The sequence below is a fragment of the Acinetobacter higginsii genome, assembly GCF_000369525.1.
Taxonomy (GTDB): domain Bacteria; phylum Pseudomonadota; class Gammaproteobacteria; order Pseudomonadales; family Moraxellaceae; genus Acinetobacter; species Acinetobacter higginsii.
In genome coordinates this window covers 278,017-298,484 of sequence record NZ_KB850073.1, presented here as the reverse complement: position 1 = coordinate 298,484, position 20,468 = coordinate 278,017, and the positions used below count along the sequence as shown (strand labels likewise).

At 37.8% G+C, this 20,468-nt stretch carries 18 protein-coding genes; 13 read left to right on the top strand and 5 right to left on the bottom strand.

Translation table 11 applies throughout. The features are described 5' to 3' along the window. Window positions 1-42: 42 nt before the first annotated feature. The 4 genes from F902_RS19855 (at window position 43) to F902_RS19835 (ending at window position 5,136) form a co-directional block, all read left to right on the top strand. Window positions 43-1,827: a terminase large subunit domain-containing protein gene (locus F902_RS19855; RefSeq protein WP_005206243.1), complete on the top strand. Its 1,785-nt coding sequence runs from the start codon at window positions 43-45 to the stop codon at window positions 1,825-1,827. Next, window positions 1,827-2,828, top strand: coding sequence for a phage portal protein (locus tag F902_RS19850; RefSeq protein WP_005206241.1), 1,002 nt, complete (start codon window positions 1,827-1,829; stop codon window positions 2,826-2,828). The genes F902_RS19855 and F902_RS19850 overlap by 1 nt, the downstream gene beginning before the upstream one ends. Window positions 2,829-3,895: 1,067 nt before the next feature. Continuing rightward, on the top strand, window positions 3,896-4,138 hold the full coding sequence (locus tag F902_RS19840) for a hypothetical protein (protein ID WP_005206238.1): 243 nt from the start codon (window positions 3,896-3,898) through the stop codon (window positions 4,136-4,138). Between the two features lie 29 nt (window positions 4,139-4,167). Next, window positions 4,168-5,136 (top strand): hypothetical protein, encoded by a 969-nt coding sequence (locus F902_RS19835; protein ID WP_005206236.1) that lies wholly within the window; start codon window positions 4,168-4,170, stop codon window positions 5,134-5,136. 32 nt (window positions 5,137-5,168) lie between these two features. Here the strand turns inward: F902_RS19835 and F902_RS22935 are convergent, their stop codons facing one another. Next, on the bottom strand, window positions 5,169-5,384 hold the full coding sequence (locus F902_RS22935) for a hypothetical protein (protein WP_005206234.1): 216 nt from the start codon (window positions 5,382-5,384) through the stop codon (window positions 5,169-5,171). 213 nt (window positions 5,385-5,597) lie between these two features. Further along, window positions 5,598-5,792 carry a hypothetical protein gene (locus F902_RS19825; RefSeq protein ID WP_005206232.1) on the bottom strand — a complete coding sequence of 65 codons (195 nt, stop codon included), beginning with the start codon at window positions 5,790-5,792 and terminating at the stop codon, window positions 5,598-5,600. Between the two features lie 331 nt (window positions 5,793-6,123). Between F902_RS19825 and F902_RS19820 the strand changes: the two genes are divergently transcribed. The 9 genes from F902_RS19820 to F902_RS19780 all read left to right on the top strand — a co-directional run bounded on the left by F902_RS19820 (window position 6,124) and on the right by F902_RS19780 (window position 16,957). After that, on the top strand, window positions 6,124-7,161 hold the full coding sequence (locus F902_RS19820) for a hypothetical protein (RefSeq protein ID WP_005206230.1): 1,038 nt from the start codon (window positions 6,124-6,126) through the stop codon (window positions 7,159-7,161). A 193-nt stretch (window positions 7,162-7,354) separates the two neighbouring features. After that, the gene (locus F902_RS19815; protein ID WP_005206227.1) at window positions 7,355-8,068 is read left to right on the top strand and encodes a hypothetical protein; all 714 of its coding nucleotides are present in this window, start codon (window positions 7,355-7,357) and stop codon (window positions 8,066-8,068) included. 233 nt (window positions 8,069-8,301) lie between these two features. Beyond that, a complete protein-coding gene (locus tag F902_RS19810) occupies window positions 8,302-9,333 on the top strand; it encodes a patatin-like phospholipase family protein (RefSeq protein WP_005206225.1) in 1,032 nt (343 codons plus the stop codon). A gap of 67 nt (window positions 9,334-9,400) precedes the next feature. After that, window positions 9,401-9,910: a hypothetical protein gene (locus F902_RS19805; RefSeq protein WP_005206222.1), complete on the top strand. Its 510-nt coding sequence runs from the start codon at window positions 9,401-9,403 to the stop codon at window positions 9,908-9,910. A 52-nt stretch (window positions 9,911-9,962) separates the two neighbouring features. Then, a complete protein-coding gene (locus F902_RS19800; RefSeq protein WP_005206220.1) occupies window positions 9,963-10,556 on the top strand; it encodes a hypothetical protein in 594 nt (197 codons plus the stop codon). Window positions 10,557-10,977: 421 nt separating this feature from the next. After that, the gene (locus F902_RS19795; protein WP_005206217.1) at window positions 10,978-12,249 is read left to right on the top strand and encodes a sensor histidine kinase; all 1,272 of its coding nucleotides are present in this window, start codon (window positions 10,978-10,980) and stop codon (window positions 12,247-12,249) included. A 72-nt stretch (window positions 12,250-12,321) separates the two neighbouring features. Next, window positions 12,322-15,069, top strand: a complete 2,748-nt coding sequence (glnE, locus tag F902_RS19790; protein WP_005206215.1) for a bifunctional [glutamate--ammonia ligase]-adenylyl-L-tyrosine phosphorylase/[glutamate--ammonia-ligase] adenylyltransferase — start codon at window positions 12,322-12,324, stop codon at window positions 15,067-15,069. 30 nt (window positions 15,070-15,099) lie between these two features. Continuing rightward, a complete protein-coding gene (locus F902_RS19785) occupies window positions 15,100-16,026 on the top strand; it encodes a branched-chain amino acid transaminase (protein WP_004652473.1) in 927 nt (308 codons plus the stop codon). 175 nt (window positions 16,027-16,201) lie between these two features. Continuing rightward, window positions 16,202-16,957 carry a hypothetical protein gene (locus F902_RS19780; protein ID WP_005206212.1) on the top strand — a complete coding sequence of 252 codons (756 nt, stop codon included), beginning with the start codon at window positions 16,202-16,204 and terminating at the stop codon, window positions 16,955-16,957. A gap of 86 nt (window positions 16,958-17,043) precedes the next feature. Here the strand turns inward: F902_RS19780 and F902_RS19775 are convergent, their stop codons facing one another. Genes F902_RS19775 through F902_RS19765 form a run of 3 tightly spaced genes read right to left on the bottom strand, consistent with a single transcriptional unit; the run spans window position 17,044 to window position 20,152 of the window. Beyond that, window positions 17,044-18,069 carry an NAD-dependent epimerase gene (locus tag F902_RS19775; protein ID WP_005206211.1) on the bottom strand — a complete coding sequence of 342 codons (1,026 nt, stop codon included), beginning with the start codon at window positions 18,067-18,069 and terminating at the stop codon, window positions 17,044-17,046. Then, window positions 18,066-19,235: a nucleotide sugar dehydrogenase gene (locus F902_RS19770; protein WP_005206209.1), complete on the bottom strand. Its 1,170-nt coding sequence runs from the start codon at window positions 19,233-19,235 to the stop codon at window positions 18,066-18,068. Before F902_RS19770 ends, F902_RS19775 begins: the two co-directional genes overlap by 4 nt. Window positions 19,236-19,270: 35 nt before the next feature. After that, window positions 19,271-20,152, bottom strand: a complete 882-nt coding sequence (locus F902_RS19765) for an ATP-grasp fold amidoligase family protein (protein ID WP_005206207.1) — start codon at window positions 20,150-20,152, stop codon at window positions 19,271-19,273. Window positions 20,153-20,468 lie beyond the last annotated feature (316 nt).

The following is a 20,468-nucleotide window of genomic DNA, read 5'->3' as shown; positions in this document are numbered from 1 at the left end:
CAATCGCATGAATTAGCGGTTCAGCATTGGCTTAATGAGCCAATGAATACATTATCTGAAACCACGCCAATTACATTTGATAACCGCCTCTTAGCAAAGTTTTTATACTGGATGGGGTGGCGAGTCAGCTCGATTGCAGAATACTTAAAAGAAAATGATAAAAATGTCCATGCCTGGAAAGCTCGAGACAAGTGGGAGGAACAGGCACCAGAAGGAAGGGTGGCCCAAGCCTTAGAAGCTCAACTTGTAAAGTTGATCATCTTAGAGAAAAAAACCCCACATGATTTTAAAGAAATTGATCTGCTTATGCGCCAACTGGAACGTATGGCCAAGATCAATAAATATAATAACGGTGGCAACGAAACTGATCTAAATCCTAATCTAAAAAATAGAAATGCTGGTCCACGGAAGCCGTCACAAAAAAATGTTCTGACTGAAGAACAGGTCGATAAACTTTTAGAAGATTTTGACGAAGGATTATTCGAATATCAGAAAGTTTGGTATCGAGCACGTGAACAACGAAATAGAGCATTATTAAAATCACGTCAGATTGGTGCGACATTTTATTTTGCCCGAGAAGCATTAATTAAAGCTGTAACCACTGGCCGAAATCAGATTTTCTTATCAGCATCTAAAGCACAAGCACATGGTTTCAGAACATACATAAAAGACTTTGTTCTCAAGTCAATCGGATTGGATCTGCAAGGGGATCCGATCACTTTAACATTACCAACAAACGAAACTGTTCAGCTTATTTTCCTAAGTACGAATTCTAATACAGCACAAAGTTATCATGGTGATCTGTATTTTGATGAATTTTTTTGGGTACATGGCTTCGCTAAGCTGAAGAAAGTTGCTTCAGCAATGGCTTCCCAGAAGCAGTACAAACGGACCTATTTTTCAACTCCGTCTAGTAAATCGCATGAAGGTTATCAATTTTGGACAGGCGAAGCTTATAACAAAGGTCGGACGAAGGACCAAAAAGTCGAGATCGATTTAAGCCATGACAATTTAAGAAATGGCGTTCTTTGTCCAGACAAAATGTGGCGTCACATCGTCAATATTGTTGATGCAGAACGACAAGGCTGTGATTTATTCGATATTGATGAATTGATAGCTGAAAACAGCACTGAAGAATTTGCAAACTTATACATGTGTGAGTTTGTTGATGATGGCCAAAGTGTTTTCCCATTGCGAGTGATTCAGCCATGTATGGTGGATTCATGGGAGTTATGGGCTAATGATTTTAAACCTCTAGCATTGCGGCCATTCGGAAATAAACCGGTTTGGGTTGGTTATGATCCAGCAGAGAGTGGAGACAGTGCCGGTTTAGTTGTCGTTGCACCACCTGAACCTGGATATAACAAATTTAGATTATTAGAACATCATCAATTCAAAGGAATGGATTTTGCAAGCCAAGCCGAATTCATCAAACGTATTTGCCAAAAATATCGAGTCACCTATATCGGATTGGACAAGTCTGGAATGGGGACTGGTGTGGCGCAATTGGTTCAAGAATTCTTCCCCAACTTAACAACTTTTACTTATTCCATCGATGTTAAAACCCAGCTGGTTATGAAAGGGATGGACGTTATTAATAAGGGCCGGTTCGAGTTCGATGCTGGATATACCGAAATTGCACATTCATTAATGGCTATTCAAAAAACACTTACAGCTTCACAAAAACAAATGACTTTCCAGGCATCACGTGCCGAAAACATTGGCCATGCAGATTTGGCTTTCGCTCTTTTCCACGCCTTCTTTAATGAACCTCTATCACTCAATAACGACGGTAAAACCAAAAAATCCACAATGGAGATTTCTTAATGTCTGACAGTAAAGTCCAGGCTTTTTCGTTTGGAGATCCTGAACCGGTTCTCGATAAACATGACTTTTCTCAATATTACGAGACTTGGTTAAATGGTCGCTATTATGAACCACCAGTCAGCATGAATGGTTTGGCTAAATCATTTCGATCAACACCATACCTTTCAACTGCAATTATCTTTAAAAAGAATCAATTAGTTTCTTCTTTTAGATCACATCCATTATTTAAATCAGCTGATTTTGAACGAATTGTTATTGATAATCTGGTCTTTGGTAATGGGTATCTACAGCGAATTGATAACCGGCTAAATGATCCAATCAAGTATAGTGGCTTGATGGGTAAATATATGCGGAGAATGAAAGACTCCGACCAGCATTTAATGCTAGTAAGTGGATATAAAGAACATGAGTTTGCCAAAGGTTCTGTATGTCAGATAAAAACATTGGATGTAGACCAGGAGATCTATGGCACCCCAGAGTACTTATCTGCTTTGCAATCTGCCTGGCTAAATGAATCAGCTACATTGTTCCGTCGCAAATATTATAACAATGGCTCTCATGCTGGTTTCATTCTGTACATGACTGATTCTAATATTGATGACGATGACGTTGATTCATTGAAACAGGCAATGAAAGATTCACGTGGACCAGGTAACTTTAGAAATCTATTTCTACACGCACCTGGTGGGAAAAAAGATGGACTTCAGTTGATCCCAATCAGTGAACTTGCTGCTAAAGATGAATTCCATAATATCAAAGGCATTACACGGGATGACATATTGGCATCATTCAGAACACCGCCACAGTTACTTGGAATCATCCCATCCAATGCTGGTGGGTTTGGTTCAATTAGTGATGCACGAGAAGCATATTGGTATAACGAAATTGTTCCAGAACAGGTACGCATTGCAAATGTAATCAATGAATGGGCTGGTGATTCAATTGTTCGATTTAAAAATTACTTTGAAGTAAATTATATTAAAGGTAAGGAAGCAAACTAGGGACATACAATGTCACTCAAGCTTATAAGTGTTTACCGTAATATGTTAAGCAATCAATGCGATTTATTAGCAGAGATCGACGACAAAGGCAGAGTAGTAAAGGTCTTTGATTATGATGGTACTGAGTTGAGGATCGTACGTGGGAATAAAGTCATAAAAAATGGTAAAGAATGGGACATAAGAGACCCAATAGCCAGATAAATCCAATTGCCCTCATCACGAGGGCATTTTTTTGGCCAAAATTCAGAAAATAGATGATCTTGAATCCAGCCGGGCGGTTGACCCCCCACCTCACCTGGGCAGTAAATGTGTCGATAATTCTACAATTTTTTGAACCACAGATCTTGACCTCTCAGCTATGCCACTACTGGTGATGATCACAGAAATTCTAAGCCCAAAACAATCAACAAATTTCTGCAGGTTTACCGTTAAATTCTACAGAAAAAAGAAGCTGTATTTTTAAGCATGATTAATGGTGATATGAGAAGCAAAATCAGAAAACCAAAAAAAGGTAACAGTAGTAAAAAACACTATATAACCACTTGAAATTAATGAGTAAATACTGTTACTAAGGAAGGTAACATTAGGGAACAATAAAGGTAATAAGTTAATTAAATCATTGATAAATATAAATAATATTAGTAACTACCTGTTACCTAAAAACTAGGTAATTTGTTACTTAGAAGTTACCTAAATGTTACCTTTTAAAATCTATTAATAATACTTATAAATCAAATTCTTAATTGTTATTTTCTGAATCTGTTACTTTTGTTACCTGTTTTTTTTGTCATTTGAAATTTTGAATTCCTGTCACTTTTGTCGATCGCTAATAAAAACTTCACCAAAAAAATAAATCACGATAAATCGACCTTTTTCCGCCTTTCATCCGCCTAAAATGATTGTAATACACTGTTTTGAAATACTTCTTCGATCCCGACCCTCGGGACCAAGATTCAAAGACCCCAAGCTGGTATTAAAGGCTTGGGGTTTTTTAATGCTTATTATTTGTATATTTATTATTGGATTTACGCTTCAAAATTTAGATAAAATTTGCTGAAATATTGCAGGTGAAAAAGAATTCTGTGGTGCGTTATGAAAAGCATAGTGCACCGCTGGATATGAACCAGTTAGATCGTCTTGAAGAGCGTGGCTTTAATATTCCATTTATTCTGTGGGGGACAACAGAAGTGAAGGGAAGTGAGCTGTCAGAACAAGAACAGAAGCTGGTGCAGCTATACAGACAGACGCGTGAAGAAATGCGTGGGGGCTTAGTTTCACTTGTTGAGACTTATGCGAATCAGTTTAAATAATTGAAAATAAATGTAATTGAGTAATAAAAATGGGACTAACTAATACCCAAAAAGTTGTTTTAGCTATTGTTGTATTTATTATCTTATTGATAGGGTGGGGACTGTTTCCATTATTTTTCAAATGGTTAATGATCGGAATAGGTTCAACAAAAGATAATCTAGAAGATTTTGGTTCCATGGGAGATATCTATGGAAGTTTGAATACACTTTTTACATCTGCAACATTACTCATTGTTATTTATTCTACCTATTTGCAGAGACAAGCAAATAAAGATACAAGAGAAGCGATGTCAGAACAGCTTAAACAGGCTAGAGACGCTACTGCTGAACAAGTTGCACAGGCGAAAGAGTCAACTAATTTACAGCTTTTACAAGCAAAAAAATCAATGGAAGAACAATTAAGCTTAGCTAAAAAAACTCATGATGCCCAAATTAATGAAACAAAACTAGCTTTTTTTACTTCTCAATTTTATGCCTTATTAAATTTAAGGAATGAAAAGCTTAAATTATTATATATAAAAAACAATGATAAAGAATTTACGGGAATTGATGTCTTTAGACTCTTTCATTTGGAGTTTGTAAAATTATTAAGAAATGAATGGAAAGGTGACAAATTAGAAGACTTAAATCCGCCTATGATTAGAGCAAAATTTCATTTAATTTCTAAAGAATTAAATTCGGGAGATAATTTTTATCCATTGTTAGATTATTTTCAAATTTATGTGAGCTTATTTACTTTGATTAAGAGTTCAAATTTGAAAAAGGAAGATCGAAAATTTTTTCTTAAAGTTATTAGCAATTCAATGAACCTTTCGGAACAAGTAGTTTTATTTTTTATCGCACCATTTCGAACAACTTTACTTTCTAGTTTAGAAAATACAAAAATATTTAATAGTTTTCATCATAAAAGTTTTGAAAAATTTGGTTTAAAGTTTCATAAAAATTCTCACTTTAGTTTAATTAAATGGAGAGAAATATTTGCTAATGAAAATAAATAATTTAAGAAACCCAGCATAAGCTGGGTTTTTTATTACTTAGTCTGAACGGCTCTGGATATGTTGCACACTTGATGATGGATCGTGTTGATGATCGCCGAAAATTCCTTTTCTGTTAGGTGGTCATCCACTTTCATTTTTGTCATTGCGTATAAAAAGCTTTCTAAGTTTTCCAATGGAAATTCAATCTGTTCCAATATTTCTTCAGCCGACATTTTCTTATGGCTGTCTATGTCTAACGTTGAGTGCATTGCTCCCCCTGTCTATTGATCATGGGCGTATTGTCTTCAATTTAGAGTGAGAAATATAGAGTCTGACGACAGTCGATGACGCTCTATATTTCCGATAAACCCTATAATTTCCAAAACTTTAGATGTAATAAATTTTAATTTATGTACTGAATAAACTTAGCTTTTACCTATTAAGTTTATAAAGTTGGCATAAATAGATAAGTAAAATTTAGATTAATGACCTAAAAACAATAGGGTAATGGTCAAGCCCACAATGAGTGAAACAAGGCCACCTTCAATAAGGCTTTTGAAGCGTTTGCGGAGTTTGAGTTGTCGGGATTTTCGACGGAATGCCACCATGTCATAAACAGGGGTATGTTCTTTGAGATTATTTTGAGTATGAGAATGCTTAGAAGCGAATGGTTTCATTTGCTAATTCCTAGTTCAAGTTTATTAAAACCTGAATCCAATACTTTCCTACGGTAATGGAGACAGACTGAACAGGGGTAGGAAATACCGCGAACTAAGAAGCGGCCAGCCAAAGGCTGCCCTGTCCAGCCTGCCATAGAACAGCAAAGCTGAATTTTACGCAAAAAAATAGCCCATGACGGACTTTTGCGTCTTAGTTCAATGATATTTTCAGGTTCCTACGCCTGCCACAGATTTTGCTGTGGTGAGAGTAAAGTTTACTCTGTACTTAAAAGAGTAGCTTAGATACTATAATGGCGTCAAGATTTTATAATAATTTTTGGGGTGGGGAATGGAAGAAATAATTTCTAGAGATGATGTAAAAGACAATATTACTTTAGAAAATGATGAGCTTTCAAAAAAGAATCCACATTATAAGAATTTAATTTTGGCGCAGAACTTATTGAATTTTTTCAATAAGCGTAGAGTTGCGTTGCAAGTTGATAGCCATGATTTTGATTCTGATTTTGAAGAGTCTTCATTATGTCTAGACGTCATAGTTTCTACTTTAGCTGAAAATAAAAAAGTTTTAGATAAAATTAGTAGTAGCTGGCTTAATACTGAGTTAAATAATTCAGGGCGAAAAATTGAAGAATTGCCTAATGTTTCAGATTCTAATTTTAAATTGAAAATAAAAGATTTAGAAAATAGCTTAGCAATAATTGTAGAATATATAGTTGCAATGGAAGATTTTGATAGAGCTATAGCGATTTCTAATGAATGGTATCCTAATTTTAGTAGATTCAAAGCGAATCTTTCAGAATCTAATGTTTTGCTAGATGATTTAAGAAATAAGACTATTAAAGACTTGTATGATGAAGATTATTATAGGTTTAATAAAATATCTAATATATATGAGTATTTGTTTTATTCTTTGATTGTTGTTATGTTTTTGTACTTTTTTGGCTTTAATGTTTATATTTCAGATATAGATTTTGGAGTTTTTTCTATTGGTTTTTCTGATAAAAAACATGTTGCTGATATATCATTTTATATTCAAAAGATATCAGTGTTGATATTGTCGACAACACTGGCTGCTTTTTTGTTAAAACGCTCTTTTATGAATCGACGTTTAGCTGATGAATCATATAGAACTGCAAAAGAATTATCTGGTTTTCCTCGATATATTGAGTCTTTGCCGGAAGAAATGCGGAATAAAATTAGATTCGATTTGGCATATAAATATTTTGGAAATAGTATTCATCATGATAGTTATACTGGTGGTGAAAACTTGATGCATGAAAATATCAAGGCTAATACAGAGTTTTTGAAATCTGTAAAAGACTTATCAAGTAGCAAAGCAGATAAAAAAACTGAATCTGATCAGTAACTTAAATATTAAAATGGATTCTACGAAAAGGTAGGAACGAACTTATATTGAACTTCTTGTTCGCCATTCAATTCTTTTAGAAGAAACTCCTAAAGGCTATACGGTTTATGTTCGATATTTTTTTGGGGGGTATAAGGGAAATGATAAGAGTGATGCTGATCAATCAGACAATAAAATTTATAGGTAAAAAATAATGGCTGTGAATGTTGATGTTAATAGTCTTATAGCAAAATTGATTGAAGATGGAACAAGCATATTTTTTATATGGACTGTTCTCATTCTTATTCTCGTATTTATAGGGTTGTACTTTACGGGAAAGTCTGGGTTTATTTCGAGTATTAAAGACTATTCAGAGCATCATAAAAATAAATTTGATAGAGAATTAGCAGAGAAAACCGCTTTTCTTAACGATTCAACACTTAGTGAATATAAGGATGGGATTCAACACCATATTAATGTATTAAAGCTAAGCAGGTTTCTCAACTTTAAGAACAGTAACTTGGATGCTCTATCTTATATTTTGACATGTAAAGAAAAAGAGAGAGCGATCCGGCTATATAAGAGAGGAAGTTCATTTTTAACAAGGGAAAATGATAGCTTTAGAATAAAAGCTGGCTACTCGGACTCAAAGATTAAATGGATGGAGCGTGCTGCTTTTTTCATATATTTCACTTTGAACATTGGTCTCATGAGTCCCTTCTTTATTGCAGAAATTTTTAAAGTAAATGAAATATTGGGTTATACAATTCCTAAAGTGACTTTCATAGAAAGAACCTTGTTGTATTTCCTTCCTGCTTTTATTTTATCAATATTAATTGTCCAGTCTTTACTTGCTCCAAAGTTTGCTAAGAAATTTTTGGAGCTAGAAAAGATAAAACCAAATGAACAATTAGACTTAGATTTGTGAGGTTAGAAGGGTTTATGCGCGCTAATTACGAACCTATTCGATGAAGTCAGATACTACAACTAAAATTAATTGAATCTATTTTTAGATATAGCGTGGTCAAGTATCTAAGATACTCTTGTATCTAAAAGCCTAAATGAGTTATTATTTTTTATAAGATGATAATTATTCTTCACAACATCTTGTATTTATTAATTAAAATAATTTTGAATTTTGATTACAGGAGGTAATCAATCATGACAGTACAATTCAGAAATTTATGTTTTGAAGGTGGTGGAGTTAAAGGAATTGCATATGTTGGAGCGATGCAAATCTTGGAACAACGGGGACTGTTGAAAGAAATAAGAAGAGTAGGCGGAACAAGTGCTGGTGCGATCAATGCATTATTATTTGCACTGGGATATACCAATCAAGAACAGAAAGAGATTTTATCATCGACTGACTTTGAAAAGTTCATGGATAATTCATTCCTGATAACTAGTGATATCAAGAGATTAATGAGTGAATATGGATGGAATAAAGGTGATTATTTCTTAACATGGATCGGAGACCTAGTCGGAAAAAAACTTGGCAATCGTAAGGCCACCTTTAAAGACTTAAAAAATGCGGGCAGACCCGAACTTCATGTAATCGGAACAAATCTTTCAACAGGTTATCTTGAAGTATTTTCAGTTGAAAGACATGAAGATATGGCATTAGTGGATGCTCTGCGTATAAGTATGTCAATTCCTTTATTTTTCACAGCCGTTAATTATGGTTCCCCAGAGAATGTATATGTTGATGGGGGGGTGTTACTCAACTATCCAGTTAAATTATTTGATCGAGAAAAATATATTGATATGGCCTCAGAAAGTGAGGCGGCTAGAAGTGTTGATTATTATAATCGCGAAAATGCCAGCTTTCTTCTCGATCAACCAGACAGAAGCCCATATACATACAATAAACAGACCTTAGGAATAAGATTAGACACTCAGAAGGAGATTGGGTTATTCAGATACGGTGAAAAGGGTGAAGCTAACAAAATCAGTAGTTTTTTTGATTATGCTGGAGCTCTCATATCAGCAGTAATGAATGCCCAAGAAAATCAGCATCTACACAGTGATGATTGGCAGAGAACTATATATATCAATACATTAGATGTAAAAACAACGGACTTTAAACTTAAAAAAGAGAAGAAGCTTGCTTTAATCAATGAAGGAATTAAGGGAACAGAAGCATATTTTAAATGGTTTGAAAATCCTGAAGAAAATCCTATTAATAGACTATAAACATATAAAAAAACAGTTTGTTGCAGTATTTTAAATCAAGTGGTGACACACTAAATAGGGGGTAAATATGGCAGATTCTGATTTTCCCGATACGCCAAAATCTAGTTGGCAAAAGGTCATGTGGTTTGGTGTTGGACTTGGACTACTTTTAACAATTATGGCACTGTTAGCTGGTGTTGGTGTACTGCTAGTGCAAATAGTCGATATTATCGAGACCAAGGACAACGATTTGGTATTTACCTTTTCAGGTATAGGACTAGTTACCACAATATTAATTCGTTTGCTAGCAGTACTTATAGGAGCGGCAATTTCATTTACAGGACTCGCTATTTCCTTTTTCGCCTATGAGAAAGCAATAAATTTTAGCGGAACGATGAATGCATCTGAAACAACAGTCGCTAAAGCCACACTTGCTACTTACTCCCCTGGAATTGTGGGGATGATTGTTGGTGCAGTTATTATTATCTGCGCTATCTTTGCAAAATCAAATTTTCAATATAAACCTTCACAGACAACTACTATGACACAGAGTAGTTATGCTACTAACGGCAAACAAACTGAAATGCCGCCGCCCTAAGAATTATTTCTTAAATTAATAGTCAAGAAAAATAATATCTATTGGAGTGAAAATGAATACTATTTTTTTAAAAAAACAGCTCTTATATAAATTATATATGCTTGGATTCATTACATGTATTTCTAGTTCTGTTATAGCCATGGACTGTCAAATAGCAAATGAACTTTCAATTAATATTTATAAACGAGCATATGATGCTTATACTAAAGGTGATTTGCAAGTAGCTTATGCACATAAGGATGATTTCTGGGATATTTTTAAATATGGTCAAAATTGTGAAAAAGTTAAAGAAACTGCTGGAAAATTGATTAAAGCTAATATGCATAAGGATGCTAAAGTTCCAATTAATGCTAAGGGCGTTGAAAGTGATAGTATCAGTAAGTTTACCGCTAATGTTGCTAATCCTGTGGCATTAAAACCAATACAAGAATTATGCTCTAATAAGCAGGGATGTACAATAACGGTTAAAACTGGAGGTGTAGCTGATGTAAATAGTCATACAGCGCCAAAAGTTTTTGAATTTACTCAAGATAAAAATTTGACTGAATTGAAAGAATACACTTTGAAAGATCATAACAAAAACTTTGATCAGAACTTTAGGATAAACAAATCACCAGTGCCAGTATTTCAAGGAGCACCGAAGTAAAAAGATATGTATAGATAAATAATGTTGATAATTAAATAAAAGCCTAGAGCGATAGAAATAAGTCAATAGTCTTCTAAGAAGTATCATTATTTAATATAGCCTTTTAATAAGGCTATATTAAAGGTAAATAGTACAAAATTATTAAGCTACTTAAGATTGAACCCAAAATAGTCCCGATTAACATTGGATAGAACCATATGCTAAATTTTTCCTTTCACTTTTATCGAATACATTTACCTTAGGTCAGATTTATACAAGATAATTGCAAAGTTAAAATTTAATGAAATTTCACGTTTTGTTGCGAATTGATTGAATCAACAATTGCCTTTTCTGTTAAAGTTTGTTAATACTAAGTGATAGTTTTCACATTTTTTTTATAAAACGTAAAGAACCGTATAACGAAAATATTCGAGAGGCGGGAATGACGATTCAATTATTAGAACTACAGCAAGCCGAAAAGTTAAGTGCTTGTAAAATCTCTCTTTCTTTGGGGTTGACTTCAGAGCAGAACTTGCTTGAGCAATTTTTACAGTTCAACCGAAAACTGATGCAAGCCAGTACCGCATTGCTGTCATTTCACCAAGAACCTTACCTTTGGCATCGTTGCCCTGAAAAACTCAAAGCCATTGATTCCGCAAAGATTATCAAAAGTCTAAACACCCTATTTGTGAATGGTGATCTAGTCGATAGCGACCATCCGCAATACTCAACCTTACTGGCATTCCTTGCACCACTGAAAAAGAAAATCCAAACTGCAGTCGCCCTACATCTTAGACATCCAGACCAAACTTCACTGGGTTATATCATCCTGTTTGATGAAGCTGCACAAGGCTTTAGCGATCTACAAAAACAACTCCTGCAAGAACATTGCATCAACTTCATGCAACAACTGGAATTGAAGTTTAATCATGATGAGCTGAAAGAATTATACGAACAAGAAGCTGCACTCAATTTTAGTAAAACTAAATTCTTTTCGATTATTTCCCATGACTTACGTGCACCATTTCATGGGCTATTGGGTTTCTCCGAAATCTTGGCGAAAGAACGTGAAACCTTAGATGAATCCAGTATTCAGAATATTGCCGATTATCTTTATGATACTTCGCAATCGACTTATAACTTATTGGAAAGCTTGCTGAATTGGGCGATGGCCGAAGGTGGGCGGTTTGTCTATCATCCCATCAACTTTAAGTTGCGTCAGATCACCAATATCGTGACCGATATTCTCAAAACCTTGGCCATTAAGAAGAATATTCAACTGATTAATGAAGTCGATGAAAATCTTAAAGTCTATGCCGATATGAATATGATCACCTCGGTGATTCAGAACTTGGTGTCTAATGCGCTGAAATTTACCGATGTGGATGGTAAGGGCAAAGTCTATATCCAAGCACAGCATAAAGGCACTTATGTTGAAGTCTATGTCAAAGACACTGGCCTTGGCATGACTCAACAACAAATCAACGATCTATTCCAGCCACGGATTACCATGAGTTATAAAGGCACCGCAGGAGAGAAGGGTGCAGGTCTGGGCTTAAGTCTGTGTAAGCGCTTTGTAGAAATGAATTTAGGTGAAATCAATGTCACCTCCAATGAGGGCGAAGGTACGGTGTTTACGGTGTTGCTGCCAATCGAACGTGAACAGGTTGATTTATGTACGGATCAACAAAAAAGCAAAGCGAAATTAGTCTAAAGAGATTTTAAAGATAAGCTTGTAACTGATATAACTAACCTAGATGACATGACATCAGTCGAGCCTTTTTATATGAATGCGCAACAGCTACAAAAAACCTTAGTTGCAAGCCAATATGCTGAACAAGTTTTAAATTTATACACATTACAATTAGAACAAGACTATTCTGAAGATCAATTTCTTGACTCGCTGTCGACTGAAACCATCTATCAAAAAGTGCAACTGGCTGTAGCTGACGTCAGCAATGAACAATCATGGGTGAAAGCCTTACGCGTACTCCGTGCCAAGCTGATGTTTCGCTGGATTTGGCAAGATGCCAATCAACTCACCAATGTGGTGACACTAACACGTGAGCTATCAGATTTTGCCGATGCCAGTATTTGTGCCGCCAAAGCTTTTGCATTACCGCCTTTATTAGCCAAACATGGGGAGCCCATCGGTTATTCAGGTCAGTTACAGGATCTGATAGTCATTGGCATGGGCAAGCTCGGTGCCCAAGAGCTGAACCTTTCTAGTGATATTGACCTGATTTTTGCCTTCGATGAACAAGGCGAAACCAATGGGCGTAAATGTATTGATGTACAGCAGTTCTGCATTCTGTGGGGACAGAAGCTGATTTATCTGCTCGATCATATTACTGCAGATGGTTTTGTATTCCGTGTCGATATGCGTTTGCGTCCGTGGGGCGATGGTTCAGCCTTGGCGATTAGTCATAGTGGTTTGGAAAAATATTTAAGCCAGCATGGGCGTGAGTGGGAACGTTATGCTTGGATTAAGGCACGAGTGATAACGGGTGGCAAAGAGGGCGAAGAATTGCTAGACATGTCACGTCCCTTTGTATTCCGTCGTTATGTCGATTATTCCGCTTTCGCCGCCATGCGTGAAATGAAGGCCATGATCGAACGTGAGGTCATGCGTCGTAATATCGAAGAGGATATTAAGCTGGGTGCAGGCGGGATTCGTGAAATCGAATTCATCGTGCAGGTATTCCAGTTGATCTATGGTGGATCAAAGCGCGAACTGCAAGATCGACAGTGTTTAGTCAATTTACATCATTTGGGTGAAGCGGAGCTGCTGGATCAGCAAGCAGTGATTGATCTGGAAGATGCCTATCTATTCCTGAGACGAGTCGAACATGCCATTCAAGCCCTGAATGATCAGCAAACTCAATCCTTGCCAACTGAACCTGAGCTGAGACAACGCATGTTGGATACGCTTGGTTTTGCCGATTGGGCTGCCTTCTTGGATGTACTCAATCAGAAACGTGACAAGGTCAAAGTCCAGTTTAAGCAGTTGATTCAGGAAAAAGAGTTTGCTGAGCCGGTTGATGATTTTGTACAGCTTGAGCAAAAACTCCATGCAGTACTGGATGATGACGCCAAGAACCTGATTCAAAACTTTTGGCATGGGCAGGCGCTACGCAAAATCCCTGTCAGTGCCTTAGAGCGTTTAAAGAAATTTTGGCCGCATTTGATCGAAGCGATTTTGCAGTCGGATCAACCACAAATGGCGCTGTTGCGTTTGATGCCATTGGTGGAATCGGTGCTGCGTCGTACCGTTTATCTGGTCATGTTGATGGAAAGCCGTGGCGCGTTACAGCGACTGGTCAAGATGGCAACCGTTAGTCCATGGATTTGTGAGGAACTGGCGCAGTATCCAGTGTTGTTGGATGAATTCCTGTCGATGGATTTTGGTTTGCCACAACGCAAAGATCTGGAAGATTCACTGCGTCAACAATTATTACGCATCGAGATTGATCAAGTTGAAGATCAGATGCGGGTACTGCGCTTATTTAAAAAGAGTAATGTATTGACGGTTGCCGCCAGTGATGTACTGGCAGAAAGTCCGTTGATGAAAGTCTCCGATGCCTTGACTGATATTGCCGAAGTCAGTGTACAGGCGACTTTACGCTTGGCTTATGAGGCGGTTGCGCAGCGTCATGGGTATCCAGTTGGCAATGATGGGCAGCGTTGCAGTCTCGATAACAAAGGCTTTGCCGTGATTGCCTATGGTAAATTGGGTGGCATTGAGTTGGGCTATGGCTCAGATTTGGATTTGGTGTTTATTCATGCCTTTGAAGAGCAAAGTGAAACTGATGGCCGTAAGGGTATTAGTGGTGCCGAGTTTGCGATTCGTGTGGCGCAGAAGTTTATGTCCTTGATGACCACACAAACCTTGGACGGGCGTGTCTATGAAATTGATACCCGTCTGCGACCATCGGGTGAAGCGGGGATGTTGGTCACCAGTTTAAAAGCTTATGAGCAATATCAACAAAAAAGTGCCTGGTTATGGGAGCATCAAGCCTTGGTGCGTGCTCGCTCGATTGCGGGAGATGCTGGATTATGCACGCAATTTGAACAGATTCGCTGTCAAATCTTGACGCAAGTACGTGATGAAAATGTGGTGCGTGAAGAAGTGTTGAAAATGCGTCAAAAGATGAAAGATCATTTGGGATCATCTTCTGAGCAAAAAAAACATGGGATTTTTCATTTAAAACAGGACTCAGGTGGTATCGTTGATATCGAATTTATGGCACAGTATGCTGTGCTTGCATGGAGTGGGACGAATACAGATCTCGCCCATTTTTCCGATAATGTAAGAATTCTAGAAGATGCTGCTAAAGCAGGCTGCTTATCCAGTGAAGATGCCACAGCATTAATACACGCTTATCTCCGTGAACGAGCTGAGAGCCACCGTCTAGCGCTTGCAAATCAATCTATGCAAGTCAATGCTGCGGATTGGCACGATACCCGCGAGATCGTTTGCAAGTTATGGCAAAGATTAATTGATCCAACTGCGCAAGCATTGGAAAGTGAATAATTGTGTAAAAAAGAAAATGGAGTATGTGCGATGAGTTTGGCTGATCGTGATGGTTTTATTTGGCAAGATGGAAAATTAGTTGATTGGCGTGATGCAAAAATTCACGTCTTAACTCACACACTACACTACAGCATGGGTGTCTTTGAAGGCGTCAGAGCTTACGAAACTCCGAATGGTACAGCAATCTTCCGTTTGCAAGATCATACTAAACGCTTATTAAATTCAGCAAAAATTTATCAAATGAATGTTCCATTTGATCAAGCGACACTAGAACAAGCACAAATCGATGTGGTGCGTGAAAATAAATTAGCATCTTGCTATTTACGTCCATTGATTTGGATTGGTTCTGAAAAACTCGGTATTGCCGCAACTGACAACACCATTCATGCCGCAGTTGCAGCATGGGGTTGGGGTGCATACCTTGGTGAAGAAGCAATGGCACGTGGTATTCGTGTAAAAACCTCTTCATTCACGCATCACCATCCAAATGTGACCATGTGTAAAGCAAAGGCATGCGGTAACTATACTGTGTCGATCTTGGCACATCAGGAAGTGGCACGTTCAGGTTATGACGAAGCAATGTTGCTTGACCCACAAGGCTTTGTTTGCCAAGGTGCGGGCGAGAACGTATTCCTGATCAAAGATGGCGTGTTGCATACCCCTGATTTAGCCGGTGGCGCGTTAGAAGGGATTACCCGTCAAACCGTGATTACCATTGCTAAAGACCTGGGTTATGAAGTGGTTGAACGTCGTATTACTCGTGATGAATTCTACATTGCAGATGAAGCATTCTTTACAGGTACTGCTGCGGAAGTAACCCCGATTCGTGAATATGATGACCGTGAAATTGGTTGTGGTTCACGTGGTCCGATTACCACTGTGATTCAAAAGACTTTCTTTGATGCAGTACAAGGTCGCAATGACAAATATGCACACTGGTTAACTTATATTAAATAAGCTGTAATCGTGCACAAAGGCGAAGCTTAGGCTTCGCTTTTTTATTGACGAATTAATACTAAAAAAAACAATCCGCTCTATGCTAAGATGAGCGTATATTCAGTGCATATGATTGAACACTTTTGTTTTTTTGGACAAAGTGTAGCCTCGTATCTCAAGCATTTAAGGTTATCAGATGGTAGATATTCAACAAAATTCGGCAACTCATGAAGACAATGTGATCTTGTGCATGAAGTGGGGAACCAAGTATGGTGCTGAGTACGTCAACCGTTTGTATAACATGGTCAAACGTCATTTGACTCTGCCTTTTAAAATGGTGTGCTTGACTGATCGTACCGAGGGCATTGATCCGAATGTTCAATGTTTTCCAATTCCATCTCTGGATTTACCTGCTGGTAGCCCTGAGCGTGGCTGGAATAAACTCTCGACTTTTGAACCTGATCTGTATGGCTTAAAAGGCAATGCTTTATTCCTCGATTTGGACGTGGTCATTATTGATAATATTGACTGCTTCTTCCAAGCGGAAGGTGAGTTCTTGGTGATTCACGACTGGAAACGCCCTTGGCGTATCACAGGCAATAGTTCGGTTTATCGTTTTAAACTGGGTGCTTTTCCAGATATCTTGCCGTACTTCCGTGCAAACTTTAAAGAGATCAGTCAAAAGTTCCGTAATGAACAAGAGTACCTGTCTTGGTTTGTGCATAAAGAAGGCAAATTGAGTTATTGGAATAAAGAGTGGTGCAAAAGCTATAAATACCACTGTTTAAGACGAGTGCCATTTGCTTATTTCCAGCCGCCTATCAAACCAAAAGGCGCGAAAATCATTATTTTCCATGGTGAGATTAATCCACCTGATGCGATCAGTGGTGGCGGTGGTAAATGGTATCGCTATGTATTGCCATCGGATTGGATCAAAGAGTCTTGGCAGTAATCCAAGCGTTATTTATCCTGAAAATGAAGGGATGGATAAAGCAAAAAAATCAGGCGGAATGCCTGATTTTTTTGCTTTAAGAGTTATTAAATATTGTGATATTGGCGATACCAATCGACAAAGTTTTTCACGCCATCAACCACTGAAGTAGCTGGTTTGTAGTCCACATAATTTTCTAGCGCAGAACTATCGGCAAAGGTATCTGGTACATCGCCAGGCTGAAGAGGAAGCAGGTCTAAAATTGCTTCTTTACCTGCTGCTTTTTCAATCGCCTGAATATATTCAATCAGTTTTACCGTACGGTTATTACCAATATTGAAAATTCTAAACGGAGCATTGCTGGTGGATGGATTTGGATGGTTGCTGTCCCAAGTCTCATCAGGGGTCGCAATCTTGTCGCTAGTACGGATAATCCCTTCAACAATATCATCGATATAGGTAAAGTCACGGGTGTGATTGCCATGATTAAACACAGGAATTGGTTTGCCTTCAAAAATGTTCTTGGTGAATTTAAACAAGGCCATATCTGGGCGTGTCCACGGGCCATAGACGGTAAAGAAACGCAGTCCTGTGGTTGGTAATTTAAATAAATGACTGTAGCTATGTGCCATTAATTCATTGGCGCGTTTGGTTGCAGCATAGAATTGCAGCGGATGATCCACACCATGTTGCTCGCTAAAAGGCATGGTGGTGTTAGCACCATAGACACTACTGGTGCTGGCATAGGTTAGGTGGGGTGTTGCTGCGTAACGGCAGGCTTCCAAAATGTTGGTAAATGCAATCAGGTTGCTCTCCACATAGCTATGTGGATTTTCAAGTGAATAGCGTACACCGGCCTGCGCGGCCAAATGAATCACACGATCAAAACGATGATCTTGGAAGCATTGATCCACCACGGCTTTATTGGCGAGATTGTCACGAATCAGAGTGAAACTGCCTGTATCGTTGCGCTCAGCCAGCAGTTGTAATTGCTGAGCACGGGCCTCTTTCAGGGATGGATCATAATAATCGTTAAAATTATCAAAACCGACCACATCATCACCGCGTTCCAGCAGTTTTTTTGCAACACTAAAGCCGATGAATCCAGCAGCACCTGTGACTAGAACTTTCATTCATCGCCTCCAAAAATATCTCGGGTATAAACTTTATCTTGTACATCTAGCAATTCATTGGAGAGGCGATTGGCAATAATCACATCACAAGATTGTTTGAATTCATTTAGATCTTGAGTCACTTTAGACTTAAAAAAGCTGTCTTCGTGAAAGGTCGGTTCGTAGATAATGATTTCCAGACCTTTGGCTTTTAATCGCTTCATCACGCCTTGAATCGCAGAAGCGCGGAAATTATCTGAGCCGCTTTTCATCACCAGACGATAGATTCCCACCGTGCTTGGGTTTCTTGCCAGAATCGAATCCGCAATAAAATCTTTACGTGTTCGATTGGCATCCACAATCGCTTTAATTAGATTGCTGGGTACGTTGTTATAGTTGGCCAATAACTGCTTGGTATCTTTTGGTAGACAATAGCCGCCGTAGCCAAAAGATGGATTGTTATAATGACTGCCGATACGAGGGTCGAGACAAACACCATCAATGACTTGCTTCGTATCTAGGCCAAAGCTTTGTGCGTAAGTATCCAATTCATTGAAGAAGGCCACCCGCATCGCCAGATAGGTATTGGCGAACAGTTTAATCGCTTCAGCTTCAGTTGAATGCGTCAGCAAGACTGGAATATCTTGTTTTACCGCACCTTCTACCAGTAAATCGGCAAATTGTTGGGCACGTTCAGACTGTTCACCAACGATGATACGCGAGGGGTAGAGGTTGTCGTGTAGGGCTTTACCTTCACGTAAGAATTCAGGCGAGAAAATAATGTTTTCAGTCTGATATTTATTTTTGACTTGCTCTGTGAAACCCACAGGAACTGTAGATTTGACGATCATGGTTGCATTGGGGTTAATGGCCAGTACATCCTGAATCACGCTTTCTACACTTTGCGTATTAAAGTAATTGGTTTGAGGGTCATAGTCAGTTGGAGTGGCAATAATAATAAAATCAGCATCTTGAAAAGCCTGCTGTTTATCGGTAGTCGCCGTGAAATTGAGCTGTTTTTCTTTTAAAAAAAATGAAATATCATGATCTTGAATCGGTGATACTTTGTTATTCAGTAAATCTACTTTACTTTGTAGGATATCCAGGGCGATGGTTTCATGGTGTTGTGCAAATAGCATTGCATTTGACAACCCGACATATCCTGTTCCAGCAATCGCTATTTTCATAAGTACCTAACAGATTCGATATACATGATGGACGGCTAATAGGATAACCAGAGTGAGCCTAATTTTAAATCCCATTCTACAGGTGTAATCACCATTCGTCCTGCATTCGGAGTGAGGGTGATTTCACTAAAATACACGTGATCTTGAGAGAGTAAGAAATCTACTCGGCTATAACCATACGCAAAACAAAGCTTTTCTGACAGTTGAATGATCTCTTGCAATTGTTTCGGTGCAGCCAAAGCGGATGGAGAGTTATCTTTTAGATCGACCCGAAATGGCTGTAACTGCCATTGTGTATCATACATATTTGAGTAGTCGTTGCCTTGAGCATCTTGGACATCAATTTCTAGATATTCCGGACGGCCTTCAAAACAGTGCACACGACACGTGGTAATGGCAGATTGACTGGCAGGATCAACATAGAGCTCTACATATTCTTCAACCAGTACTTTAGGGCAAATATCTTTGTAGTGCCATTCACGCTTTCTAAAATACATATTCATTTTAAGGTGATTTTTGATTTTAGCGGTTGCTGCTTCGACACTAAACTTGCTTTTATCGCGACAGACCATGGCGCTGCCACTGTCATGAGTGCATTTTAAAACAAATTGATTGGGTAACTGGTTAAAATCAATCTCATCAATACATTTGTAAATGCCAATCAATGGAACAAAATAGGCATCACCAACCTTTGCTGAAACCAACTGTCTGACTGCACATTTATCTGCTAATTTTGTGAACAGGGGGCTCCGCTCGAAAATCATTCGGGCAGTGACTTTTTCATTGAAGCTTTTTGGTGAGCAAAAATCAGGGGTATAACCTAATTTGCAGATAAACCGTTTAGTGAGATACGCTTTATCTGAAACAAATTTAGTTCTAATTATTTTTGCTTGATACTCAAAGTAGTTATAAATCATCAGTCAAAAGATTAAATCCCGTCAAAGTAACCTGTAATTATAATAAAAATACCTAAATTCGTCTAATAAAAATGTGGTGGTTTTAGGTGTAAAATGATTCCAAAAGGTTTGATTTTGTTAGGGATTGTCAGGGGTTAAGCTGATGTTAATAAAGCCACTAAATAAGGTGGAATTATATATCTGCTGATTACCTCATCGATATTAAAATTTAAACAATTATAATATATTGATTTATATGGAATGATTGCACAATCAAGATGTCTGCCATTACGAAAAGAGACTGCCTGTGAACAGATCAGTGATGTTATCATATGCT